This window comes from Flavobacterium sp. FlaQc-52, from assembly GCF_044007495.1.
In the GTDB taxonomy this organism is placed as follows: Bacteria; Bacteroidota; Bacteroidia; order Flavobacteriales; family Flavobacteriaceae; genus Flavobacterium; species Flavobacterium cupriresistens.
Genome location: NZ_JBIPCV010000004.1, coordinates 190,470 through 209,985, shown reverse-complemented (window position 1 = coordinate 209,985; position 19,516 = coordinate 190,470). Strand labels below are relative to the sequence as shown.

Genomic DNA, 19,516 nt, shown 5'->3' with positions numbered 1-19,516 from the left:
TTTCGAGCTCCCTGAGTTTACGAAACTATTTATTATGCTCTAATTTAAAATAAATAATATGAAAAATATTATAACCTCCCTTATGCTTGTCTTTTCGGTGTACAGTTATTCCCAAACCGAAAAAGAAACCGATAGTGTTGTCGAAACCACTATTAATGCTTTAGAAGAAATTGTAATCACCAAAAAGAAGGTTTTATATACTCAAAAGTCAGATCGACTTGTATTTAATGTCGAAAACAGTATTATTTCTGAAGGAGGAACTGCCTTAGACGTTTTGTCGCGTGCTCCGGGCGTTGTTGTCTCTCAGGATGGCGATTTATCGATAAGAGGACAACAAGGGGTTGCCGTTATGATAAATGGTAAACTGACGCAGCTTTCTCAAAAAGAGCTTGCCAATTATTTAAAATCTACAGCCTCCTCTAATATCAAACAAATTGAAGTTATTACGAATCCTTCTTCAAAATACGACGCTACAGGAAAGGCCGGAATCATCAATATTGTATTAAAAAAACCAAATTCATCCGGTCTTAAGGGAACAGCTTTTACAAGTTATGCCAGAGGGCGAAAAAACCGAACCAATTCCGGATTTAATTTAAACTACAACAAAGATAAGTGGGGTGTTTATGGTAATTACAGTTACACTTTCAGAGGAGAAGAGGAACGCAAAAAATTCAATCAACTGCAATATACAGATGAAACCCGACAAACGATTTCTTCTAAAAACCATCAAACTTCTGTGACTGACGAACCGCTTACGTCAAACAATTTCAAAATTGGAACGCAATACGAAATCTCTCCGAAAACGAATTTAGAGGTCTACGTTGATGCTAAAATCGGTCGCTATCAAAATATAGCGGATGGTAGAAATACGCTGTTTAATGCAATGAATCAATTACAATTTGATGCTGCCACTTACAATGACAGCAAAGAAAAATGGAACGATTACACCTATGCATTTTCGGGAGTCCACAAATTCGATACGGAAGGCAAAACGATGTCTTTTGATTTTGAATATGAAACGTCGAAATTCAGATCAAATCAGTTTCAGAGTGCCAAAAATATAGACCCTGCCAGTATGGTTGAAATCGATGACCGCAGGGGTTTTATTCCTTCTCAGTTGCGAGTCTTTACAGGAAAAGTTGATTTTGTCAATCCTTTAAAAGAAAAACAAAGCATAGAATGGGGTTTTAAAGGGAGTATAAAAAACAACGACAACCCTTCGATTTATGAATATTCACAGAATAATGTGTGGATAACTGATCTTAAATCCACCAATCACTTTGAATATAAAGAGCAAATTTACGCCGCATACATTAACTATAAATATCAATTGGAAAAACTAAATATCCAAGGAGGTATCAGAACCGAATATACGGCTATAAATATTCTGCAAAAAACCATGAATGAGGAACATAAAGACGATTATCTGAAATGGTTTCCAAGTCTTTCGTTAAAATATGAATTCACCGAAAACCATGCGATGCACGCTTCTTACAGCAAAAGAATCAACAGACCAAGCCAGTTTGACCTGAATCCATTCCGCTTTTATGATGATTCGTTCAATTATTCACAAGGAAATCCAAATTTGATTCCTGAAATAACACATGCAGCAGAAATAGGTTATGCCTGGAAAAGCGCTTTTATGGCTACTGTATATTTCAACAAAACCAAAGACGTTTTTACAGAAGTTTACGTCTATAATCCGGCAGATAATACTACCGTGACTTCGCAGATTAACGTTGACAAATCGTATAATTATGGTGTAAATATCACCAATACGGCCGAAATCTACAAATGGTGGTCTGTGAATACGCTTCTTAATGTTTTCGAAAATAAGTTTATGGGGAAAGTCGTAAACACAGAAAAAATCGATCCTATAGTAACGCTAAACATGAACGTTCAGAATTCATTCACCATTACAGAAACCTGGAAAGCGGAAGCAAATGCACAATACCAATCGAAATCAAATCTTGGTATTTACGAGCGTGACAGTTTCTTTGACTTCAGTATCGGAATTTCTAAACAGGTTTTAGCCAATAAAGGAAGCATCAAACTTAATGTTACCGATATTTTCAACACTAATAACTTTTATATCAATTCGGTTATCAGACAAACAAGTATCGATAAAAGATACGATCTTGATAATCGCATTGCAACACTAGCATTCACCTACAGAATCTAAAATTGCCTTTTTGCCCCCGTAAGAACCCCCATAAAATACTAATTTTATGGGGGTTCTTTATTTTGCATCGATCAGAAATCTGCTTTTACAACTATCACCGCAACTTCAATTGAGTACATAATATCAAATTACTTATTACTTTTCACATACCACTTATTACTTTTCACTAAAAAAAGCCTTTCGAAAAGAGTTTTACTTCTTTCAAAAGACTTTTTACAACTAACACAAAACAGATCAAAAAAATGATTTAAGGCTTACTGCCCACAGGCTTTTTTTTCTTTCTTCCCCACCAGATATAAAATCCGGTAATTGGTAAACTGGCACAGATTAAACTGCCAATAAAATAGATAATTTTGGTTGGCAATCCTCCGATCGCCCCTATGTGAAGACTGTAATTGGAACGCATTAACCAATCTGAGAAACGTTCGTTACTAATATATTTTTCTGATTTTGGAAGTAGCTCTAAGGTTTTTGAATCAAAGTATAAATCTCTCCAAATTCCCTTATGCATATCGGTACAGGCATAAAAATCTTCTTTTGGATCATCGGGAAAATGAATAATCACGGCTTCTTTATTCTCTTTGGCGATTTCGGTACGTACTTTTTTCCAAATAAAATCGGCAGCAGCCAGTTTCGTCATTTGTTGCCTGGATAATGTATCTTTTTTTATTGGTACAGGTTGTTCTTTCTTATCTTTTACATCGGCCCAGCCACCGCTGATCCAATATGTACTTTCTCTGAGCCAATGAAAACTCATCAGCATGCCCGTAAAAGAGATAAGGACGGCTAAAACAATCACATAAAACCCCATTACGTTATGAAGATCATAATTTAAACGTTTGAGCTTTGCATCCCATTTTATCTTAAAACTATTGTTTACAGTGGTTTTATTCCATTTTTTTGGCAACCAGAGAATAAGTCCGCTGATTAACAAAAAGAAAAAAATAAAGGTTGCCCAAGCTGTGATCTGTGCTCCAATTTCACGCTCTAACCAGAGATTACGATGTCCTTCGTCTACGAAATGGAAGAAGTCTTCATGATGTACAATTCCGGTAATTTTACCATTGTATGGATTTACATAAAGCAATGAATCCGATTCGATATCGACCTTTATTGATTTATCCAATCCATTGTACCATAAACCATGTATTTCTTTTTCCGGTACCGCTTTCTGAACTATACTGTAAATCTTAGAAGGAGGTAATAATTGCTCTGATTCTTGAGCTTCAACATACAACCACGGTGAAGTAAATTGCCTGATTTCTTCTTCAAAAACCAATATGCAACCCGTAATTCCCATTATAAAAACAATAATTCCGGAAGCAAGTCCCAACCATAAATGCAACCAGGCATTGACTTTACTGAAACGAGATTTTCCTTTTTTTTGTGGTTTAGAAATTTGTTGTTTGATAATACTCATTATAGAATTGTCTATCTGTCAGTAATTTTAATTATTTTAAAAAACCATATAATCAATTCTTGTAAAAAAATTGATTATATGGTTAAAAATCAAAGCAAAAAAGTCTAATTTATTTAGTCCCTTTTGTTGTATGTGTTAATTTAGTAATAGCAGAGATATCAGTTCCTCCTCCGGTTACTTTTGCACCTGCAGTAGCTAAACCTGTTTCCGTATTAATTTTGTAAACACGAACCTCTGTATTAGTTACAAAAGCCTTATAAGCATTTCCGTTTTCATAATACAAGCTTCCAACACCAAAGTAACTATCACCAGCATGTCCAGGCAATCCTGTTACCGGAGTTATTTTTTTAGATGGTAAATCTACAATTGCCGATTTAAATTTATAAGAAGAATGATTAAGGAATCCCCAAAGTACTGTGTCATCTGCTGTAGGTATGTAAACGATATAGGCTTTTTCTCCTCCAAGTGGATACGCCGCTAACACTTTACCATTAATTGAGCTTGCCTCAAGATCAAAGAAATAAGAAGCGTCAAATTCTGTTTGACCTTTGTTGATGCGAAGAATTCCGGAACCAATTGTTGTTGAAGGTGCCTTGTAACCTCCAGCCTTAGCATTTGAAGAAAAAGTATATACGTTACCAGACTCCGTACGTACAATACCTGTGTTTGTATAGTACATCCCAGCTGCTGTAGTACGAGGATCTTCAATTCTTTTCACAAATGTTAAAGAAGGATAGTCATAAACTCTGATGTATGCTTTTGTTTGATCAATATTCCAATCTTCACTTGCATCTCTGTTGAAAACAGAAACAAATACTTTATCTCCAACAACTGTTACTCCAGTAGGAAAATCAAAGCGTCCGGCAGTTGTTGCAAAATTATCAAACTTACGACCTGTAATATATTGTTTTGTAGGATCATAAACAACCAATTCATTATTTGAAGATGCACCTTCCCATGAAGCACCAATAATTAATAATTTATTGTCGTCTGTAACACCATATGCAAAAGGCGATTCTATAAAAACACGACTCCCGGCAATTAACTGACCCGCAGCGTTTAAAGCATAAGGAGCAGCACCTTCCGCTTCACTATCCAATGCAAACATCGTATTCGCAAGAGGAATATAAGAACCTCCTTGTTCAATTCCTTTTCCAGTCATATCAATTGTTCCGGTCATTAATTCATCTAATGAATTAAAGCTCCACATGTAATTTTCATTCCATGTTCCGGTTTGGTAACCTATTGCATATTTACTTATTACAACTGGTTCCGGTGTAACAACTACAGGTTCTTCATTTGTTGGAGAATCGTCACTGCTACAAGAAAATATAGTAACTGACATTAGCATAAGAGCTAATAGATTTTTAATTTTAATTGTTTTCATAATTATTGAATTTTTAATTAATTGGATCCTGTAATTAAAATACAGGCTTGGAGAATAAGAATTTATTATTGTTTTGAATTGTGGACTACATGAAGAAATATCGAAGTTTTATCGTAAAGGATCTTCCCGGTTTCTGCACATTAAAATAATCGTACAAATTAACATCAGTAATATCATAACATTCCAACGCAATATTATAACGGCCATTTTTAAGTGAATAGGCTACAGATGCTGAATAAAAAAGTTGTTCAGGAATCTCTTTTTTACCAGTCTCTCCTAATTTAGGATTCCTCAAGTAATAACTATCGGAATAACTGGCTAATAAGTTTACAGAAAAAAGATCATCTGCATATTTAATATGTTTGAAAGAGAATCCTAAATTCGCATTTCCGTATAAAATTGGAATATTAGGCATTTGCTTATTGTACAAGTAGTTAATTTGATCAGAACCAACTGAGACGCTGTTATCCTTATTTAAAGTTTTTTGATAAGTAGCATTCAAATCCAAACTAAGCCATTGTTTATAACCATAATGTACAATTCCATCAAATCCTGTTACCTGAACATTTTTAGTGTTTTGATATTGACTCTTATTCTGATAGGGAACAGAATTTATAAAGTTTTTTGCCTCTCGATAAAGAAAGTTTCCTTCTATGGCAAATGAATGTTTCTCAAAAGTTTTTTTATAAGACAATCCAATATTCATATTATCACTAGACTCCGGCATAAGATAAGGATTAGGAATAATATTAATTCCTCCATCTCCTAACAATTCTACCGCAGCTGGAAGTCTATATGCATGTTCAAAAGAAGCTTTAACCTGCAATTGTTCCGGAATTAAAAAATAGGCTGCTGCTGTACCATAACCTGTAAAATTATAAGATGGCTTTATTACTTTCTCATTTATAGTTTTTGGGTTCTCTACTATTTTGCCTTGTAAATCCAGCATTTTGACAAATGCGGTATAAGACAATCTTTTTTGAAGGGCTGATAAACTATACGAAAAACCAATTATATTTTTATTGACTACCGGTTCCTTTGGTACATCCTTGGTTGTATACTCATTATCTTCTTTACGTCGATAACCCAAATGAGTATAGTTTAAGAGTAGACTATTATTTTCATTTATATTGTATTTAAAATTTGTATTACTTTGAAAAGACTTTACTTTAAATACATTTAATACTTTTTCCGAATTAAGCTCCCCACTACTACTATATCCGGGTACATCAGTTCGAGGGCCTCTCCATGTAAATCTTCTTGATGAAGTATCTACCGTTCTTTCTTCTGCAATATTGTAAGATGCCGCCAAAGTTGCCGTTAAATCTTTAGTAAATAGATTTGTTTTTTTATACTTTAAAGAGGGTACAAAATTCTGGCTATCTTCAAAAGCATCACCAACTACCCTAAACATTGTTCTTCCTTGTTGTGTTTCTTTTTTGTTAGCGCTTACTGCGATCCCAACCAATAAATAATCTGCATATTTTTTATCTTTCACCCCTACTTCGGCGATAATTGCACCTTGTTTGTATCCGTCATGAAAATGTTTTAATTCTTCTTTTGGACCAAAAAGTCCTGTAAAAGGATCTGGAACCTCAGCCTCAACTTTATAGCTGTTATCAGAATAATTAAGAAAGGCATTAAAATTAGTCACCAAACCATTCTTACTTGTAAAACGTGTATTTAATGCTGCTTTATGAGTATTAAAAGACCCAAAACTATAAGATGCATCAATATATCTCTTAACACTTTTATTGGTCACAATATTTACTGCTCCACCTAAAGCGTCTCCACCTAATTCAATCGGTACAACTCCTTTATATACATCAATTCGTTCCGCCATATTGGTTGGAATATTATTCAATGTAAACGAAGGCCCATAATTATCCAAAGGAATTCCGTCCATAAAAAACTTAACCTGATCACCTGAAAACCCATTTAAGGAGAAATTAAATTGCGATCCCATCCCTCCGGTTTCACGAACACGGACACCAGTCGTTCTATTCAAAACCTGATTCAAATCAGCTGAAGTATTGTACAATTGTTTTAAATCTACTGCTGTAATATTAAAAGCTTCTTCTTTAACGCGCTGCACCTTCGTTTTACCTACTACCTGAACTTCATCCAAAGCAGCGGTATCTTCTTCTATCGTTATACTTGGAGCCTCTTTATTGGATTCTTCTAAGCTTATTTTCGTTAGTTTAGGTTTATATCCAACAAAACTTATTGATAATGTATAGTTACCCGGTTCGGCAGCAATTTCATATTCTCCTTTTTCATTGGTTAAAGTAGCATAACGCGTTCCCTTTAATGCAACTGAAACACCTTCTGCCGGCTGACCACTTTGTGTTAGAACAATACCCGTTAAGTTTACTTTGTTTTTTTGTGAGAAACCTTGTATTGAAGTGAGGAAAACCAATATCAAGATTACTATTCTATTTATTTGCATCAGTTAAAATTTGTGGTGAATGTTAAAATTTGGCACAAAATTAACTTCAGAAAATGCTATTTCCAAATTATTTTTAATTATTCTAAATAAGGATAGTATTTAACGTTTAAAATGAGAAATCCTTAAAAATTAATCAAATCTTAAGGCAACATTAATTTAAAATTAGAATATTCTTAAAAATAAATATTAAAAACCGTTAAATTCAAACAAGCTGTTTTATTAAAAAACTTACAAAAAACCAATAAAAAATCCCGTTTACATAACTAAACGGGATTTTTAAAAAGTTAAAAAAATAATACTCTTATATTTCTGACAGCGTAACTCTCATTTCTTCAATTACAATCTTAATATCATTTTCAGTTGTTCTCCAATTGACAAAGGAAGCACGAATTCCTTTTCGGTTTTGGTATACGGTTGGGGTCATAAATACTTTTCCTCCATCATTTAGCAGTGTCAAAAACGACGCTACTTTTTCCTGATTGTGATCTCCTTTCAAAGTAAAACAAACATTATTAAGACGGATCGGTGCCAGGAGTTCAAAACTATCATCTTCGATAAGCGCATTTCCAAAGTGCAGGGCCAATGACGCGCTACTTTCCACAATATCACAGAAACCTTCCTTTCCATAGGCCAATAAAGAAAACCAAACCGGAAGCGCTCTTAAACGACGTGAATTTTCAGGCAACACATTCAAATAATTAAAATTCTCCAACGGATTTCCTAAATAGGGTGCATTAGAATTCTGAAAAGTTTCAATTTGTAAATTCACATGGTCTTTCTTAATCAAATAAAAAGCACTTTCATAAGGTACGTTTAACCATTTATGACAGTCAACGGTAATGCTATCCGCATTTTCCCAACCCTCAACTAAAGGTTTAAACTTATCTGAAACGGCTGCAAAAGCACCAAAAGCAGCATCAATATGCCACCAAAAGTTGTATTTTTCTTTCAATTCAGCAATAGCCACAAAATCATCAAAATCAGCTGTATTGACTGTTCCGGCACTTGAAATTAAGATAAACGGTTTTCCGTTTAAAGCTTTAATTTTTTCTTCCAGATCGACAACATCAATGGCTTCACGGTTGTCTTCCAGCGTTTTTACAACACTATACTTCTGGCTTCCGATTCCGAGCATTGCTAATGACTTCACAGCAGAAGAATGTGGTGTTGCAGTAAAGATATTTATAGTTTCTGTAATTCCGTTTTTAGCAAAATCTTTCCCAAATTGAGCTCCAAACCATTGCCTTGCCACGCCCAAAGAGGTAAAATTAGACATGGTTGCCCCTGTTACAAATCCACCCATAAACGATTTTGGTAAGCCCAATAACTGCAATAACAAATTTATAGTTTCAAACTCTATTAAAGCTGAAGCGCCTCCTTGTGCTTTTATCGATTGTGCATTTTGATCGTAAACCGAAGCCAACCAATCGCCAACAATAGAAGCCGGAGTAGATCCACCAGTTACAAATCCCCAATATCTGGGTCCCGGCGAAGCAACCATTAGCGGAGCCATTCGCTCATTGAATTCTTTTAAAGCTTCTAAAGAACCTAAACCTAATTCGTTTAAGGTACGATCCGGTTCAATTGTCGCTTTAGTAGATGTCGGGATATTTTCAAGATTATTCAAAAAACCAATCCCGTGTTGTTTTGCTTTTTCAAGTATATTTTCAAAATTGTTTAAATCATGCTGAAGTACTGAATTCATGCTATTGTTATTTATGTCCTCATCTGAAAAAACAGCGCGCAGCGTTTACAGATGGAGCGAATTAATAAAAGATTTTAAACTAAAAATAAGTAGGTTACCATTTGGTTTTTTCGGAAAAACGGGAAATCATCATCGAACAGATTAAATCACCGTTGACATTGAGCAGCGTCGCAATCGGATCCACAAGTGTCCCTAAAATCATCGCTACCGGTAAGGCCTGCTCCATTGGAAGTCCATAAACTGTTATGGCTAAAACTTCACCAATATAACCTCCGTTTGGGATTCCGCCTTCAACAATCGAAACGATTACTGTAATTCCCAATGCTGAAAGAATGGTAGAAGGTTCTGTGAAGTCTTTTCCAAACATGGCAAAAAGAACCGTGATCTTAAGTATCGAAGACATACTCGATCCGTCTTTGTGCAAGGGCGCACCAAGCGGAATGACCAGGTTCCGGACATGATTTGGAATGTTCATTTTTTCTGCTGCTTCCAAATTTGCGGGAATCGTTGCAATACTGCTGCAAGTTCCCACTGCTGTCAAAGCGGGTGTTATATTATTACTCCAAAATACCACAAATGCTCTTTTTCCTCCGGCAATAAAGGCGTATAAACTAAAGAATGTAAAGAAATAAAAAATACACGCTCCGTAATAAATTCCCAAAGGTTTTGCATAAACACCAAATAACTGCGGACCAAAAACACCAACCTGATAGGCAAAATATGCCCCCAAACCAATTGGAGCCAGTTTCATAATCAGATTCAATAACTGTTTCATCACTTCGTTACCCGAATCTAAAAAGCTTCTGAAACTACTTCCCTTCTCACCGGACTGCAAACTGGCAAAACCTATTAAAAAAGAGAAAATTATCAGCGCCAGCATACTTTTTCGGGACAATAATTCGAAGAAATCATTTACCGTAACCAACTGTGCAATTTGCTCGCCAATACTACCGGATTTTATGTTTTCTAATGGAACTTTGGAAATAATTATATCTTGATGAATCGGAAAAATATAAACGGCAACAATCATTACAATAGCCGAAATCAATAGGGTTCCGAGGAAAACAAGGACCATAATAACAAATAGTCTCCCTAGTTTTTCTGTTTTTTCTAAATTGGCAATTGAAGAAGCAATCGTAAAGAAAATAAGCGGAATAATTGCCGTGAAAAGCAAATTAAGAAAAATGTCTCCCAGTGGTTTGATTACCTCAACATCTTTACCAAACAACAACCCCAAAATACTTCCTGCAATGATACCTCCTAAAAGCAATAGAATACTACTGTAGCTTTTTAGGAAATTGATTTTTTTAACCTCCATAATTTTAAAAAAGTATTAGGGTTCAGAAATAGAAACTCAAAATAGAAAAAGCAATTAAAGTACTCAAAAAAAGAGCGCCAAAAGCAATCGCCTTCTTTTTTGTTATTTTTCTAACACAATAGTGGTAAAAGCTCTGTCGACTAATTCGCCTGTTTTGCTTTTTATTTTTTCGGTCAGCGTTTCTTTGTAGACCATTTTAAAAGCTGTTTTTTCGATTAATTCCTGTGCTTTTTCAGTGCTGTACAGTGTAAATTCATATTCTGTAAACGGAAGTTGTTTCATGAAACTTTCTTCTGCAAAGGTTAAACAGAATGTTCCGTTTGGTTTTAGAACTCTGTAAATTTCTAAAAGTAATTCTTCCGGTTTTTGCCAGAAATAAATCGTATTTACAGTGAAGATTTTATCAAAAAAGGCGTCTGTAGCCGGGATTACACCTCCATCGTAAAGCAAAAAGAAGGCTTGTTTTTGAGAAACATAATTCCTGTTGATTTGTCTGGCTTCCTGAAACATTAACTCAGACATTTCGAGTCCATAATATACCAGACTCTCCGCTTGGTCCATTAGAAATTCTAAGTGTCCCGCATTTCCGTGACCCAATTCCAGAATTTTATTTTCTTTTGAAACATTCAGATTTTGAATAGAATGGTGCGTCATGTTGATGTTGGTTTCATGCATCATGTTGGCCATTTCAATTCCTTTTTCTCCTGTTGGATGTTTTAACTGAGCGGCTATCGCCTGTAATTCTTCTTGTTTCATAATGTTTAAAATTAAATTCCAAAAATTAAAAATTCCAAATTCCAAACTGGAGTTGTTATTTTAACGAAGGAGGCTCAAGTTCCATAGCATCCGAATTACTTCTTCTATTCGTTGTCGCTCGGGTTTCCTTCGTTCAAATTGAAAAGAATATAACAAAATATACTTTTTCTAAAAAATATGGCTCGCGATTTGGCGAATATTTTCTGATTTTCCCATTGAATAATAATGCAATACAGGTACTCCGGCCGCTTTTAACTCTAAGGATTGTTGGATCGCCCACTCTACTCCTACTTGTTTGATTTCGGCATTGTTTTTACATTGATCTACGGCATGAATTAAATCTTCAGGAAGATCAATACGAAAAATCTGTGGCAAAATCTGCAAATGCTTTTGTACAGCAATTGGTTTTATCCCCGGAATAATAGGAACTGTAATACCCATTTCTCTGGCTTTTGCTACAAATTCGAAGTATTTTGCATTGTCAAAAAACATCTGCGTTACCACGTAATCTGCTCCTGCATCTACTTTTTCTTTTAATCTTCTTAAATCAGATTGTAAAGAAGGAGATTCTAAATGTTTCTCCGGATACCCTGCAACACCAATACAAAAATCAGCTTTGTTGTCGATATCCATTACTTCATGCAGGTATTTCCCTTGATTTAACTCATTGATTTGTTTTACTAAATCTATAGCAAAACTATTTCCTCCTGCTTTTGGCACAAAGGATTGTTCGTCCTTCATCGCGTCACCACGAAGCGCCATTAAATTATTGATTCCTAAATAATGACAATCTACCAGCATGTATTCTGTTTCTTCCTGTGTAAATCCGCCACAAAGCAAGTGCGGTACAGTATCAACATTATATTTATGTTTTATAGAAGCGCAAATTCCAAGTGTACCCGGACGCATACGAGTCAGTTTTTTGTCTAAAAGTCCATTCCCTTTATCGATATAAATGTACTCTTCGCGTGAAGTCGTTACATCAATAAACGGCGGATTAAACTCCATCAACGGATCGATATTATCATACAAATCCTGAATACTTTTTCCTTTTTGAGGCGGAATAATTTCAAATGAAAATAATGTTTTTCCCTTAGCGTTTTCTATATGTTCTGTTACTTTCATTTTAAAAATTATGAGTTATGAATTATGAATTTTGAGTAAAATCTAAATCAAAAAACGTAAATCAATTGGCTGCGTTGGTTCTAGGTTTCGTTTGTTTCAGGTTTCAGGTTTCAAGTTATAGGCGAACCTGAAACTTGAAACCTGAAACTAAAAATAACTCCCCCCTAATCTGCTATGTTTGGATTAAGCCACTTCATGGCATAATCGGTTGGTACACTTCTTCTTTTGGCGTAATCAATAACCTGATCTTCTTTTATTTTTCCTAGTCCAAAATATTTACTTTTTGGGTTTCCGAAATAATATCCTGATACAGATGAAGCCGGCCACATCGCCATACTTTCTGTTAAGGTTACTCCAATTTCTTCGGCTACATTTAGAAGTTTCCAAATTGTTGGTTTCTCTAAGTGATCCGGACATGCTGGATATCCCGGAGCCGGGCGAATTCCTTTATAGTTTTCTTCGATCAGATCTTCTTTTGATAAGGTTTCACCGGGATCATAACCCCAATAAGCCATACGAACCTGCTCGTGTAAATATTCGGCGAAAGCTTCAGCAAAACGATCGGCCAATGCTTTTACCATAATCGAGTTGTAATCGTCTAAATCTCTCTCGAATTCGGCAGCCCACTCGTCTACTCCAAAACCTGTTGTCACACAGAAAGCGCCCATATAATCGGTAACTCCGGAATCTTTTGGCAAAATAAAATCCGACAAAGCAATGTTTGGTGCTCCCTTCGTTTTTTGTGACTGCTGACGAAGTGTTAAGAATTTCTCCAACACTTTTCCGTTTTCATCACGCAATTCAATATCATCATCATCTACCTGGTTGCATGGAAAAATTCCGTAAATCCCTTTTGCAGATAATTTTTTCTCTTCTAAAATTACTTTCAACATGGCCTGAGCATCTGCAAAAACAGATGTTGCTTCTTTTCCAACTACCTCATCGGTTAAAATGGCCGGATATTTTCCGAACAATTCCCAGGTTCTAAAAAATGGTGTCCAGTCAATGTAGGGTACCAAAACGTCCAATTCTACTTCGACAATTTGCTTACCGATTACTTTTGGCGTTACGGGTTTGTATTCTTCCCAATCCAATTGTAATTTATTTTTACGGGCTTGCTCGATCGTTAAGAAATTTTTGTCTCTTGAACGGTTTAAGAACGTTTCTCTAAAAGAATCGTATTCTGCACGAATATCGCTCGCGTATATTTTTCGGTTATGATCTAACAGATTTCCGGCAACAGTTACGGCTCTTGAAGCATCGTTTACGTGAATTACGGTTTCTCTGTATTGTGGCGCAATTTTCACCGCGGTATGCGCACGCGAAGTCGTTGCTCCCCCGATCATAATCGGAATTTTAATGCCTTGTTTGTCTAACTCTTTTGCCAGATAAACCATCTCATCAAGCGAAGGTGTAATCAGTCCGCTCAATCCGATAATATCTACATTGTGTTCGATTGCTGCGGCAATGATTTTTTCCGGAGGCACCATTACTCCTAAATCAACAATTTCGTAATTGTTACAGGCTAATACGACCGATACAATGTTTTTACCAATATCGTGAACGTCTCCTTTTACGGTTGCCATTAGGATTTTTCCATTTCCTGATTTATCTCCGGCTTGTTTGCTGGCTTCAATATAAGGCAATAAATAAGCAACAGCTTTTTTCATTACACGTGCCGATTTTACTACCTGTGGCAGGAACATTTTTCCGCTTCCGAATAAATCTCCTACGACATTCATTCCTGTCATCAAATTGATTTCGATAACTTCAATTGGTTTTACGGCTGCTAAACGGGCTTCTTCTACATCTTCTTCAATAAAAGCATCAACTCCTTTTACTAATGAATGCGTAATACGTTCCTGAACGGTTCCTAAACGCCATTCCTGAATTGCTTTTTCATCGCTTTTTACTTCTCCTTTTACATTTTCTGCAAAATCTAAAAGTCTTTCTGTAGCATCATCTCGTCTGTCTAAAATTACGTCTTCTACGTGTTCTAGCAGGTCTTTTGGAATATCATCGTAAATCGAAAGCATTTCAGGATTTACGATTCCCATTGTCATTCCGTTTTTAATGGCATGATATAAAAACACCGAGTGCATGGCTTCCCGAACATGATCGTTCCCTCTAAAAGAGAATGAAACGTTACTTACACCACCACTGATATGTGCGTGAGGCAAATTATCACGAACCCATTTTGTTCCTCTGAAAAAGTCCAAAGCATTTAAGCGATGTTCTTCCATTCCGGTTGCAACGGGGAAAATATTTAAATCGAAAATGATATCCTGCGGAGGAAAATTGACTTTATTAACTAAAATATCGTACGAACGCTGACAGATTTCGACTCTACGATCAAAATTATCGGCCTGACCCACTTCGTCAAAAGCCATGATGATTGCCGCTGCTCCGTAACGTTTGATTAATTTGGCATGATGAATGAATGCTTCTTCTCCTTCTTTTAATGAAATGGAGTTGACCACACTTTTTCCTTGTACTACTTTAAGACCCGCCTCAATGATTTCCCATTTTGAACTGTCGATCATAATTGGAACTCTCGAAATATCCGGTTCTGATGCTATTAAATTCAGGAATTTTGTCATTGCCTGAACACCATCAAGCATTCCCTCATCCATATTAATATCGATGATTTGCGCTCCACCTTCTACTTGTTGTCTTGCAATATCAAGTGCCTCGTCATATTTCTCTTCCTTGATCAGACGAAGGAATTTTCTTGAACCGGTTACATTCGTACGTTCTCCAATGTTTACAAAAACACTTTGAGGTGTAATAATCAACGGTTCTAATCCTGCTAATACAAGGTCTCTTCTATTTTCTGCCATTTTCTTTTTAAGTTACTGAGGTCCTAAGGTTCTTAGGTCCTGAGTTTTTATTCTTTATTTGTGTGCTGCAAGGTTTCCAAAACCTTGTAGGTATCTGTGTTCTAATTATTTTATTTTGGGCGTGTTTCGCCGCGGCGAACCGGGCTATCCGTTCCAAGTCCTCGCTCTTCCTTCGTCAGGCTGTGGGCTATCCACTTCTATCCCTCACGCAATCTCGGTTTTATAAGAACTTTATGTTTCCACGATTTCAATTATCGTTTTTCAAATCTTTGAACCTAATTATATATTTTGTTCCTCCTGAACTTATTATACCTTTTTATATTCAATCTGCCAGTTCAGGCTACCTTTTTATCTCTTTTCATTTAACGTTCCAATTGTCATTATAAGAAACGAAGTAATCTCGTCCAACATTTCATACGATCGACTCCTCATTTTTGTCATTCCGCGTTTTATGTTTTTTCTGGCACGAGCAATACGCTTATGTTAGCAAGAAAATTTATGCTTGTTAATTACGCAATAACCGGTGCTATTCTCGGTTTATACCCCTTCGCAACCTCAGCAATCAATCGAATATGATCCGGAGTTGTTCCGCAACATCCACCGATAATGTTGATCAAATTATCGTCTAAATATTCTTTGATTAAGGCTTGCGTCTGTTCCGGCGTTTCGTCGTATTCTCCAAATGCGTTTGGCAAGCCAGCATTTGGATGTGCTGAAACATTAAACTGTGTATGTTGTGATAATGTTTTTAAATACGGTTTCAATAAATCGGCTCCTAAGGCGCAATTGAATCCTACGCTTAATAACGGTATATGTGATACTGAAATCAAAAAGGCTTCTACAGTTTGTCCCGAAAGTGTTCTTCCTGAAGCATCTGTAATCGTCCCCGAAACCATGATCGGAATATCAATATTGCGTTCGTCTTTTACTTCTTCAATAGCAAAAAGTGCTGCTTTTGCGTTTAGTGTATCGAAAATCGTTTCTACTAAAAGCAAATCGCATCCGCCATCCATTAAGGCTTCTACTTGTTGTTTGTAGGCTATTCGCAGATCATCAAAAGTTACGGCTCTGTATCCCGGGTCATTTACGTCGGGTGACATACTTGCCGTTCTGTTTGTCGGCCCGATTGAACCGGCCACAAAACGAGGCTTGTCCGGATTTTTAGCGGTAAATTCATCGGCTACTTCTTTGGCAATTTTTGCTGATTCGTAGTTTAATTCGTAAACTAAATCTTCCAGAAAATAATCGGCCATACCAATTGTAGTTCCTGAGAAAGTGTTTGTCTCGACGATGTCCGCGCCTGCTTCATAATAAGCGGCGTGAACATCTCGAATTGCTTGTGGTTGTGTTATGGATAGTAAGTCGTTGTTTCCTTTTAAGGGATGTGGAAAATCCTTGAAACGCTCTCCGCGAAAATCTTCTTCCGAGAAATTATAGCGTTGTAACATGGTTCCCATTGCTCCGTCAAGGATTAGGATATTTTTTTTTATTGCTTCTTGTATTGTTGACATATCGTATTTTATTTAAACCTGACGGGTTTTTAAAACCTTTCAGGCTTAGCTTCTTATTAATAATTCCAAAAGTTCACTATTGTGACTCTTTAGCCCCGATTGAAGTGGAAATCCTTTTGTTTTTTCTTTAAAAACAAAAGATTGCAACAGAAAGCGGGAACCCATGACGGCAAAAAAGACGTCAATGATTCGCTCATGATACCAAAATGAATTCGGTAAAATAATATTATAAGGTTGTCAGGAAAAGTTTTGAGAAATACTTTATGTATTTGTGTTATCTATCTTAAATACCGTGTTTGTTGGTATTAAGTAGAATGTAGCACCTTCTTTATGATAAAGGGTTGCTAAGGTTTCATTGGGTCTTTCCCTCCGCCTTTCGTGATAACTGTCAATAAAATTATGAACAGTGCAAAGTAAAGACATAACCTTAATACTTGCAAGTATTAACGCTATTTTTTTATTTAAGTTTCTAAGGGTCTGAGTGACTAAGATTCCAGAGGGCTGCGGGTCTAAAACACTATATTGGAAATTGTTCGGGATTAAGACTAATTTGATCAATAACCTGTTGCATTTTTATCTCTAAGTTCAAGATTTCTTTTGCGGTCCATTTGGCTTCCAAGTAATCAACAACGCTATTAAAACCTTTAATAGCCTGTGGTGTCCAAATAAATTTTAATGCCATTTTGAAAATCTTTTCATAACCTCTTCATGACTTGTAAATTCTCCGTTATTCACCTGATCCAGTCCAATTTGAATTTCTGCTTGCTCTGCCTCGGATAACGCATCAAACCAATCACTTTGACTTGCTTTCAAAACCGATTCCAGCTTTTCTAAAACACGCTCCCCTTCAACCTTACCCAATTGCTGAATAAACTGCTTTTTTCTAGCTTCTAAATCCATAATAATTAAACTTTTATATAAACAAAGACACAAATAAAAAAAAAGCTCAAACTATAATTACAAGTTTGAGCTTTACAAATTAAAATCTAAAAATCTCTATCCCACAGCTATCGGGAGAGAAAATCAGTATCATAAACTACACGATTGCCTTAACAACTGCTTTCGGAGCCTCTTTACGAGTTCCGTCAAAGCCGTCAACACCGGAAACGGTAGTGTATTTTAAAACGTATTTTTTACCTGGATTAATGATTGCATAAGCCGCTTGACACATTAAAGTCGCTTCGTGGAATCCGCAAAGGATTAATTTTAATTTCCCCGGGTACGTATTCACGTCTCCGATAGCGAAAATTCCGGGAATATTGGTTTGGTAATCTAATGCATTATTTACTTTAATCGCATTTTTCTCGATTTCTAATCCCCAGTCTGCGATTGGCCCTAATTTTGGAGTCAATCCGAAAAGTGGAATAAAATAATCGGTTTCTATTTTACGGTGTGCTCCGTTTTCTTCGATGTCCAAAGATTCAACATGTTCCGCACCATTGATTCCGATTACTTCTGCCGGAGTAATTAATTTAATTTTTCCTGCTGTTTTTAATTCCTGTACTTTTTCTACAGAATCTAAAGCTCCTCTAAATTCATTTCTACGGTGAATTAAAGTTACTTCTGAAGCTACATTGGCCAAGAAAATACTCCAGTCTAATGCTGAATCTCCTCCTCCTGCAATGACAACTTTTTTATCTCTGAATTTTTCCGGATTTTTAATGAAGTATTTTACTCCTTTATCTTCATAAAACTCGATATCTTCTATAAGTGGTTTACGAGGCTCGAAACTTCCTAATCCTCCTGCGATGGCAATTACCGGCGCATGAAATCTGGTTCCTTTGTTTGAAGTAACGATAAAACTTCCGTCTTCTTGTTTTTCGATGGTCTCAGCACGCTCTCCTAAAGTATAACCTGGCTCAAACTGCTTAATTTGCTCCTGTAGATTATCAATTAAATCCCCTGCTAATACTTCCGGGAATCCTGGAATGTCATAAATAGGCTTTTTTGGATACAATTCTGAAAGTTGTCCTCCTGCCTGTGGCAGTGCATCTAAAATGTGGCATTTTAATTTTAGTAATCCTGCCTCAAAAACGGCAAATAAACCTGTTGGTCCTGCTCCAATAATTAGTATATCTGTTTTAATCATTACACTGTTGTTTATAATCATTCTTAATAATGCAAAGAAACGAATAATTTATTCTATTTTCAATGATTTATATCATTCATTTCTTCTGTTTTTTTTACTCTTTATTTTTTAATGAAGCGGTAATTTCGTTCATCTTTTTAACCTTATCTTCAAAGTTGCCTTTCAGCGTTTTCCTGTATTCATTTAGGTTTTCAACCATCTTATTGATATCGTCCGGAATAACTTCTTCAAAAAACTCTCTTAGCCTTTTGGCTGTGGTAGGAGACTTTCCGTTGGTCGAAATGGCAATTTTCACATTTCCTTTGGTTACGATTCCGCCTAAATAATAATCACACAAATCCGGAGTATCGGCAATATTGCAAATCAAATAGCGCTTTCTGGACAAATCGTATACTCTTTTATTGACTTTTAAATCATCGGTACAGGCGATCACCATATTGCGTTTTTTGAGCATCTTTTTTTTGAACTTCGCTTGGGTCAATTTAAGCGAAGGATGATTTTCTGCCAAAACTTTAATCTCAAGATGAAAGTGTTTTGCCACCACCTCAACATTGGCATTTGGACTCGATTTCAATAAAAAAGAAAGCTTTTCCAGTCCAACATTTCCACCGCCCACAATAAGAACATTCAGATTGTGTAATTTTAAAAATATTGGATATAATTCGTTTTGTTCCATTTTAATTCCTTTACATCGCATGAAAGTACGATGTTTTCTCTTTATTGTGCAATTTCTT

14 protein-coding genes and 1 riboswitch are annotated in these 19,516 nt (G+C 35.9%); of the genes, 1 reads left to right on the top strand and 13 read right to left on the bottom strand.

The window, feature by feature from the left end:
• Nucleotides 1-58: 58 nt before the first annotated feature.
• Nucleotides 59-2,182, top strand: coding sequence for a TonB-dependent receptor domain-containing protein (locus ACHRV5_RS09610; RefSeq protein WP_395426591.1), 2,124 nt, complete (start codon nt 59-61; stop codon nt 2,180-2,182).
• Nucleotides 2,183-2,429: 247 nt separating this feature from the next.
• On the opposite strand, the gene ACHRV5_RS09605 is transcribed toward ACHRV5_RS09610, so the two are convergent.
• The 13 genes from ACHRV5_RS09605 to ACHRV5_RS09545 form a co-directional block, all read right to left on the bottom strand.
• Nucleotides 2,430-3,602: a PepSY-associated TM helix domain-containing protein gene (locus ACHRV5_RS09605; RefSeq protein ID WP_395426590.1), complete on the bottom strand. Its 1,173-nt coding sequence runs from the start codon at nt 3,600-3,602 to the stop codon at nt 2,430-2,432.
• Between the two features lie 109 nt (nt 3,603-3,711).
• Complete coding sequence (locus tag ACHRV5_RS09600; RefSeq protein WP_395426589.1) at nt 3,712-4,989, bottom strand: DUF4374 domain-containing protein; 1,278 nt, start codon at nt 4,987-4,989, stop codon at nt 3,712-3,714.
• An 85-nt stretch (nt 4,990-5,074) separates the two neighbouring features.
• The gene (locus ACHRV5_RS09595) at nt 5,075-7,438 is read right to left on the bottom strand and encodes a carboxypeptidase-like regulatory domain-containing protein (protein ID WP_047772895.1); all 2,364 of its coding nucleotides are present in this window, start codon (nt 7,436-7,438) and stop codon (nt 5,075-5,077) included.
• A gap of 301 nt (nt 7,439-7,739) precedes the next feature.
• A complete protein-coding gene (locus ACHRV5_RS09590; protein ID WP_395426588.1) occupies nt 7,740-9,143 on the bottom strand; it encodes a pyridoxal phosphate-dependent decarboxylase family protein in 1,404 nt (467 codons plus the stop codon).
• Nucleotides 9,144-9,237: 94 nt separating this feature from the next.
• Entirely contained in the window at nt 9,238-10,461 is a 1,224-nt protein-coding gene (locus ACHRV5_RS09585; protein ID WP_395426587.1) for a dicarboxylate/amino acid:cation symporter, read from the bottom strand.
• 102 nt (nt 10,462-10,563) lie between these two features.
• Nucleotides 10,564-11,217 (bottom strand): class I SAM-dependent methyltransferase, encoded by a 654-nt coding sequence (locus tag ACHRV5_RS09580; protein WP_230004439.1) that lies wholly within the window; start codon nt 11,215-11,217, stop codon nt 10,564-10,566.
• A 168-nt stretch (nt 11,218-11,385) separates the two neighbouring features.
• Nucleotides 11,386-12,342 (bottom strand): methylenetetrahydrofolate reductase [NAD(P)H], encoded by a 957-nt coding sequence (gene metF / locus ACHRV5_RS09575; RefSeq protein WP_047772889.1) that lies wholly within the window; start codon nt 12,340-12,342, stop codon nt 11,386-11,388.
• Between the two features lie 164 nt (nt 12,343-12,506).
• Entirely contained in the window at nt 12,507-15,182 is a 2,676-nt protein-coding gene (gene metH / locus ACHRV5_RS09570; RefSeq protein ID WP_053004165.1) for a methionine synthase, read from the bottom strand.
• 509 nt (nt 15,183-15,691) lie between these two features.
• The gene (locus ACHRV5_RS09565) at nt 15,692-16,693 is read right to left on the bottom strand and encodes a homocysteine S-methyltransferase family protein (protein WP_395426585.1); all 1,002 of its coding nucleotides are present in this window, start codon (nt 16,691-16,693) and stop codon (nt 15,692-15,694) included.
• Between the two features lie 271 nt (nt 16,694-16,964).
• A riboswitch (SAM riboswitch) is annotated at nt 16,965-17,081 on the bottom strand.
• Nucleotides 17,082-17,210: 129 nt separating this feature from the next.
• Nucleotides 17,211-17,375, bottom strand: coding sequence for a hypothetical protein (locus ACHRV5_RS09560; protein WP_395426584.1), 165 nt, complete (start codon nt 17,373-17,375; stop codon nt 17,211-17,213).
• Nucleotides 17,366-17,593 carry a hypothetical protein gene (locus ACHRV5_RS09555; RefSeq protein ID WP_395426583.1) on the bottom strand — a complete coding sequence of 76 codons (228 nt, stop codon included), beginning with the start codon at nt 17,591-17,593 and terminating at the stop codon, nt 17,366-17,368. The genes ACHRV5_RS09560 and ACHRV5_RS09555 overlap by 10 nt, the downstream gene beginning before the upstream one ends.
• Before the next feature lie 136 nt (nt 17,594-17,729).
• Nucleotides 17,730-18,782: an NAD(P)/FAD-dependent oxidoreductase gene (locus ACHRV5_RS09550; protein ID WP_047773255.1), complete on the bottom strand. Its 1,053-nt coding sequence runs from the start codon at nt 18,780-18,782 to the stop codon at nt 17,730-17,732.
• Nucleotides 18,783-18,876: 94 nt separating this feature from the next.
• Complete coding sequence (locus ACHRV5_RS09545) at nt 18,877-19,458, bottom strand: bifunctional precorrin-2 dehydrogenase/sirohydrochlorin ferrochelatase (RefSeq protein ID WP_047773254.1); 582 nt, start codon at nt 19,456-19,458, stop codon at nt 18,877-18,879.
• Nucleotides 19,459-19,516 lie beyond the last annotated feature (58 nt).

Bases quoted from the DNA above. Each gene is read 5' to 3' on its own strand.
- ACHRV5_RS09610 (WP_395426591.1), top strand. From the start codon at position 59: ATGAAAAATATTATAACCTCCCTTATGCTTGTCTTTTCGGTGTACAGT.
- ACHRV5_RS09605 (WP_395426590.1), bottom strand. From the start codon at position 3,602: ATGAGTATTATCAAACAACAAATTTCTAAACCACAAAAAAAAGGAAAA.
- ACHRV5_RS09600 (WP_395426589.1), bottom strand. From the start codon at position 4,989: ATGAAAACAATTAAAATTAAAAATCTATTAGCTCTTATGCTAATGTCA.
- ACHRV5_RS09595 (WP_047772895.1), bottom strand. From the start codon at position 7,438: ATGCAAATAAATAGAATAGTAATCTTGATATTGGTTTTCCTCACTTCA.
- ACHRV5_RS09590 (WP_395426588.1), bottom strand. From the start codon at position 9,143: ATGAATTCAGTACTTCAGCATGATTTAAACAATTTTGAAAATATACTT.
- ACHRV5_RS09585 (WP_395426587.1), bottom strand. From the start codon at position 10,461: ATGGAGGTTAAAAAAATCAATTTCCTAAAAAGCTACAGTAGTATTCTA.
- ACHRV5_RS09580 (WP_230004439.1), bottom strand. From the start codon at position 11,217: ATGAAACAAGAAGAATTACAGGCGATAGCCGCTCAGTTAAAACATCCA.
- metF (WP_047772889.1), bottom strand. From the start codon at position 12,342: ATGAAAGTAACAGAACATATAGAAAACGCTAAGGGAAAAACATTATTT.
- metH (WP_053004165.1), bottom strand. From the start codon at position 15,182: ATGGCAGAAAATAGAAGAGACCTTGTATTAGCAGGATTAGAACCGTTG.
- ACHRV5_RS09565 (WP_395426585.1), bottom strand. From the start codon at position 16,693: ATGTCAACAATACAAGAAGCAATAAAAAAAAATATCCTAATCCTTGAC.
- ACHRV5_RS09560 (WP_395426584.1), bottom strand. From the start codon at position 17,375: ATGGCATTAAAATTTATTTGGACACCACAGGCTATTAAAGGTTTTAAT.
- ACHRV5_RS09555 (WP_395426583.1), bottom strand. From the start codon at position 17,593: ATGGATTTAGAAGCTAGAAAAAAGCAGTTTATTCAGCAATTGGGTAAG.
- ACHRV5_RS09550 (WP_047773255.1), bottom strand. From the start codon at position 18,782: ATGATTAAAACAGATATACTAATTATTGGAGCAGGACCAACAGGTTTA.
- ACHRV5_RS09545 (WP_047773254.1), bottom strand. From the start codon at position 19,458: ATGGAACAAAACGAATTATATCCAATATTTTTAAAATTACACAATCTG.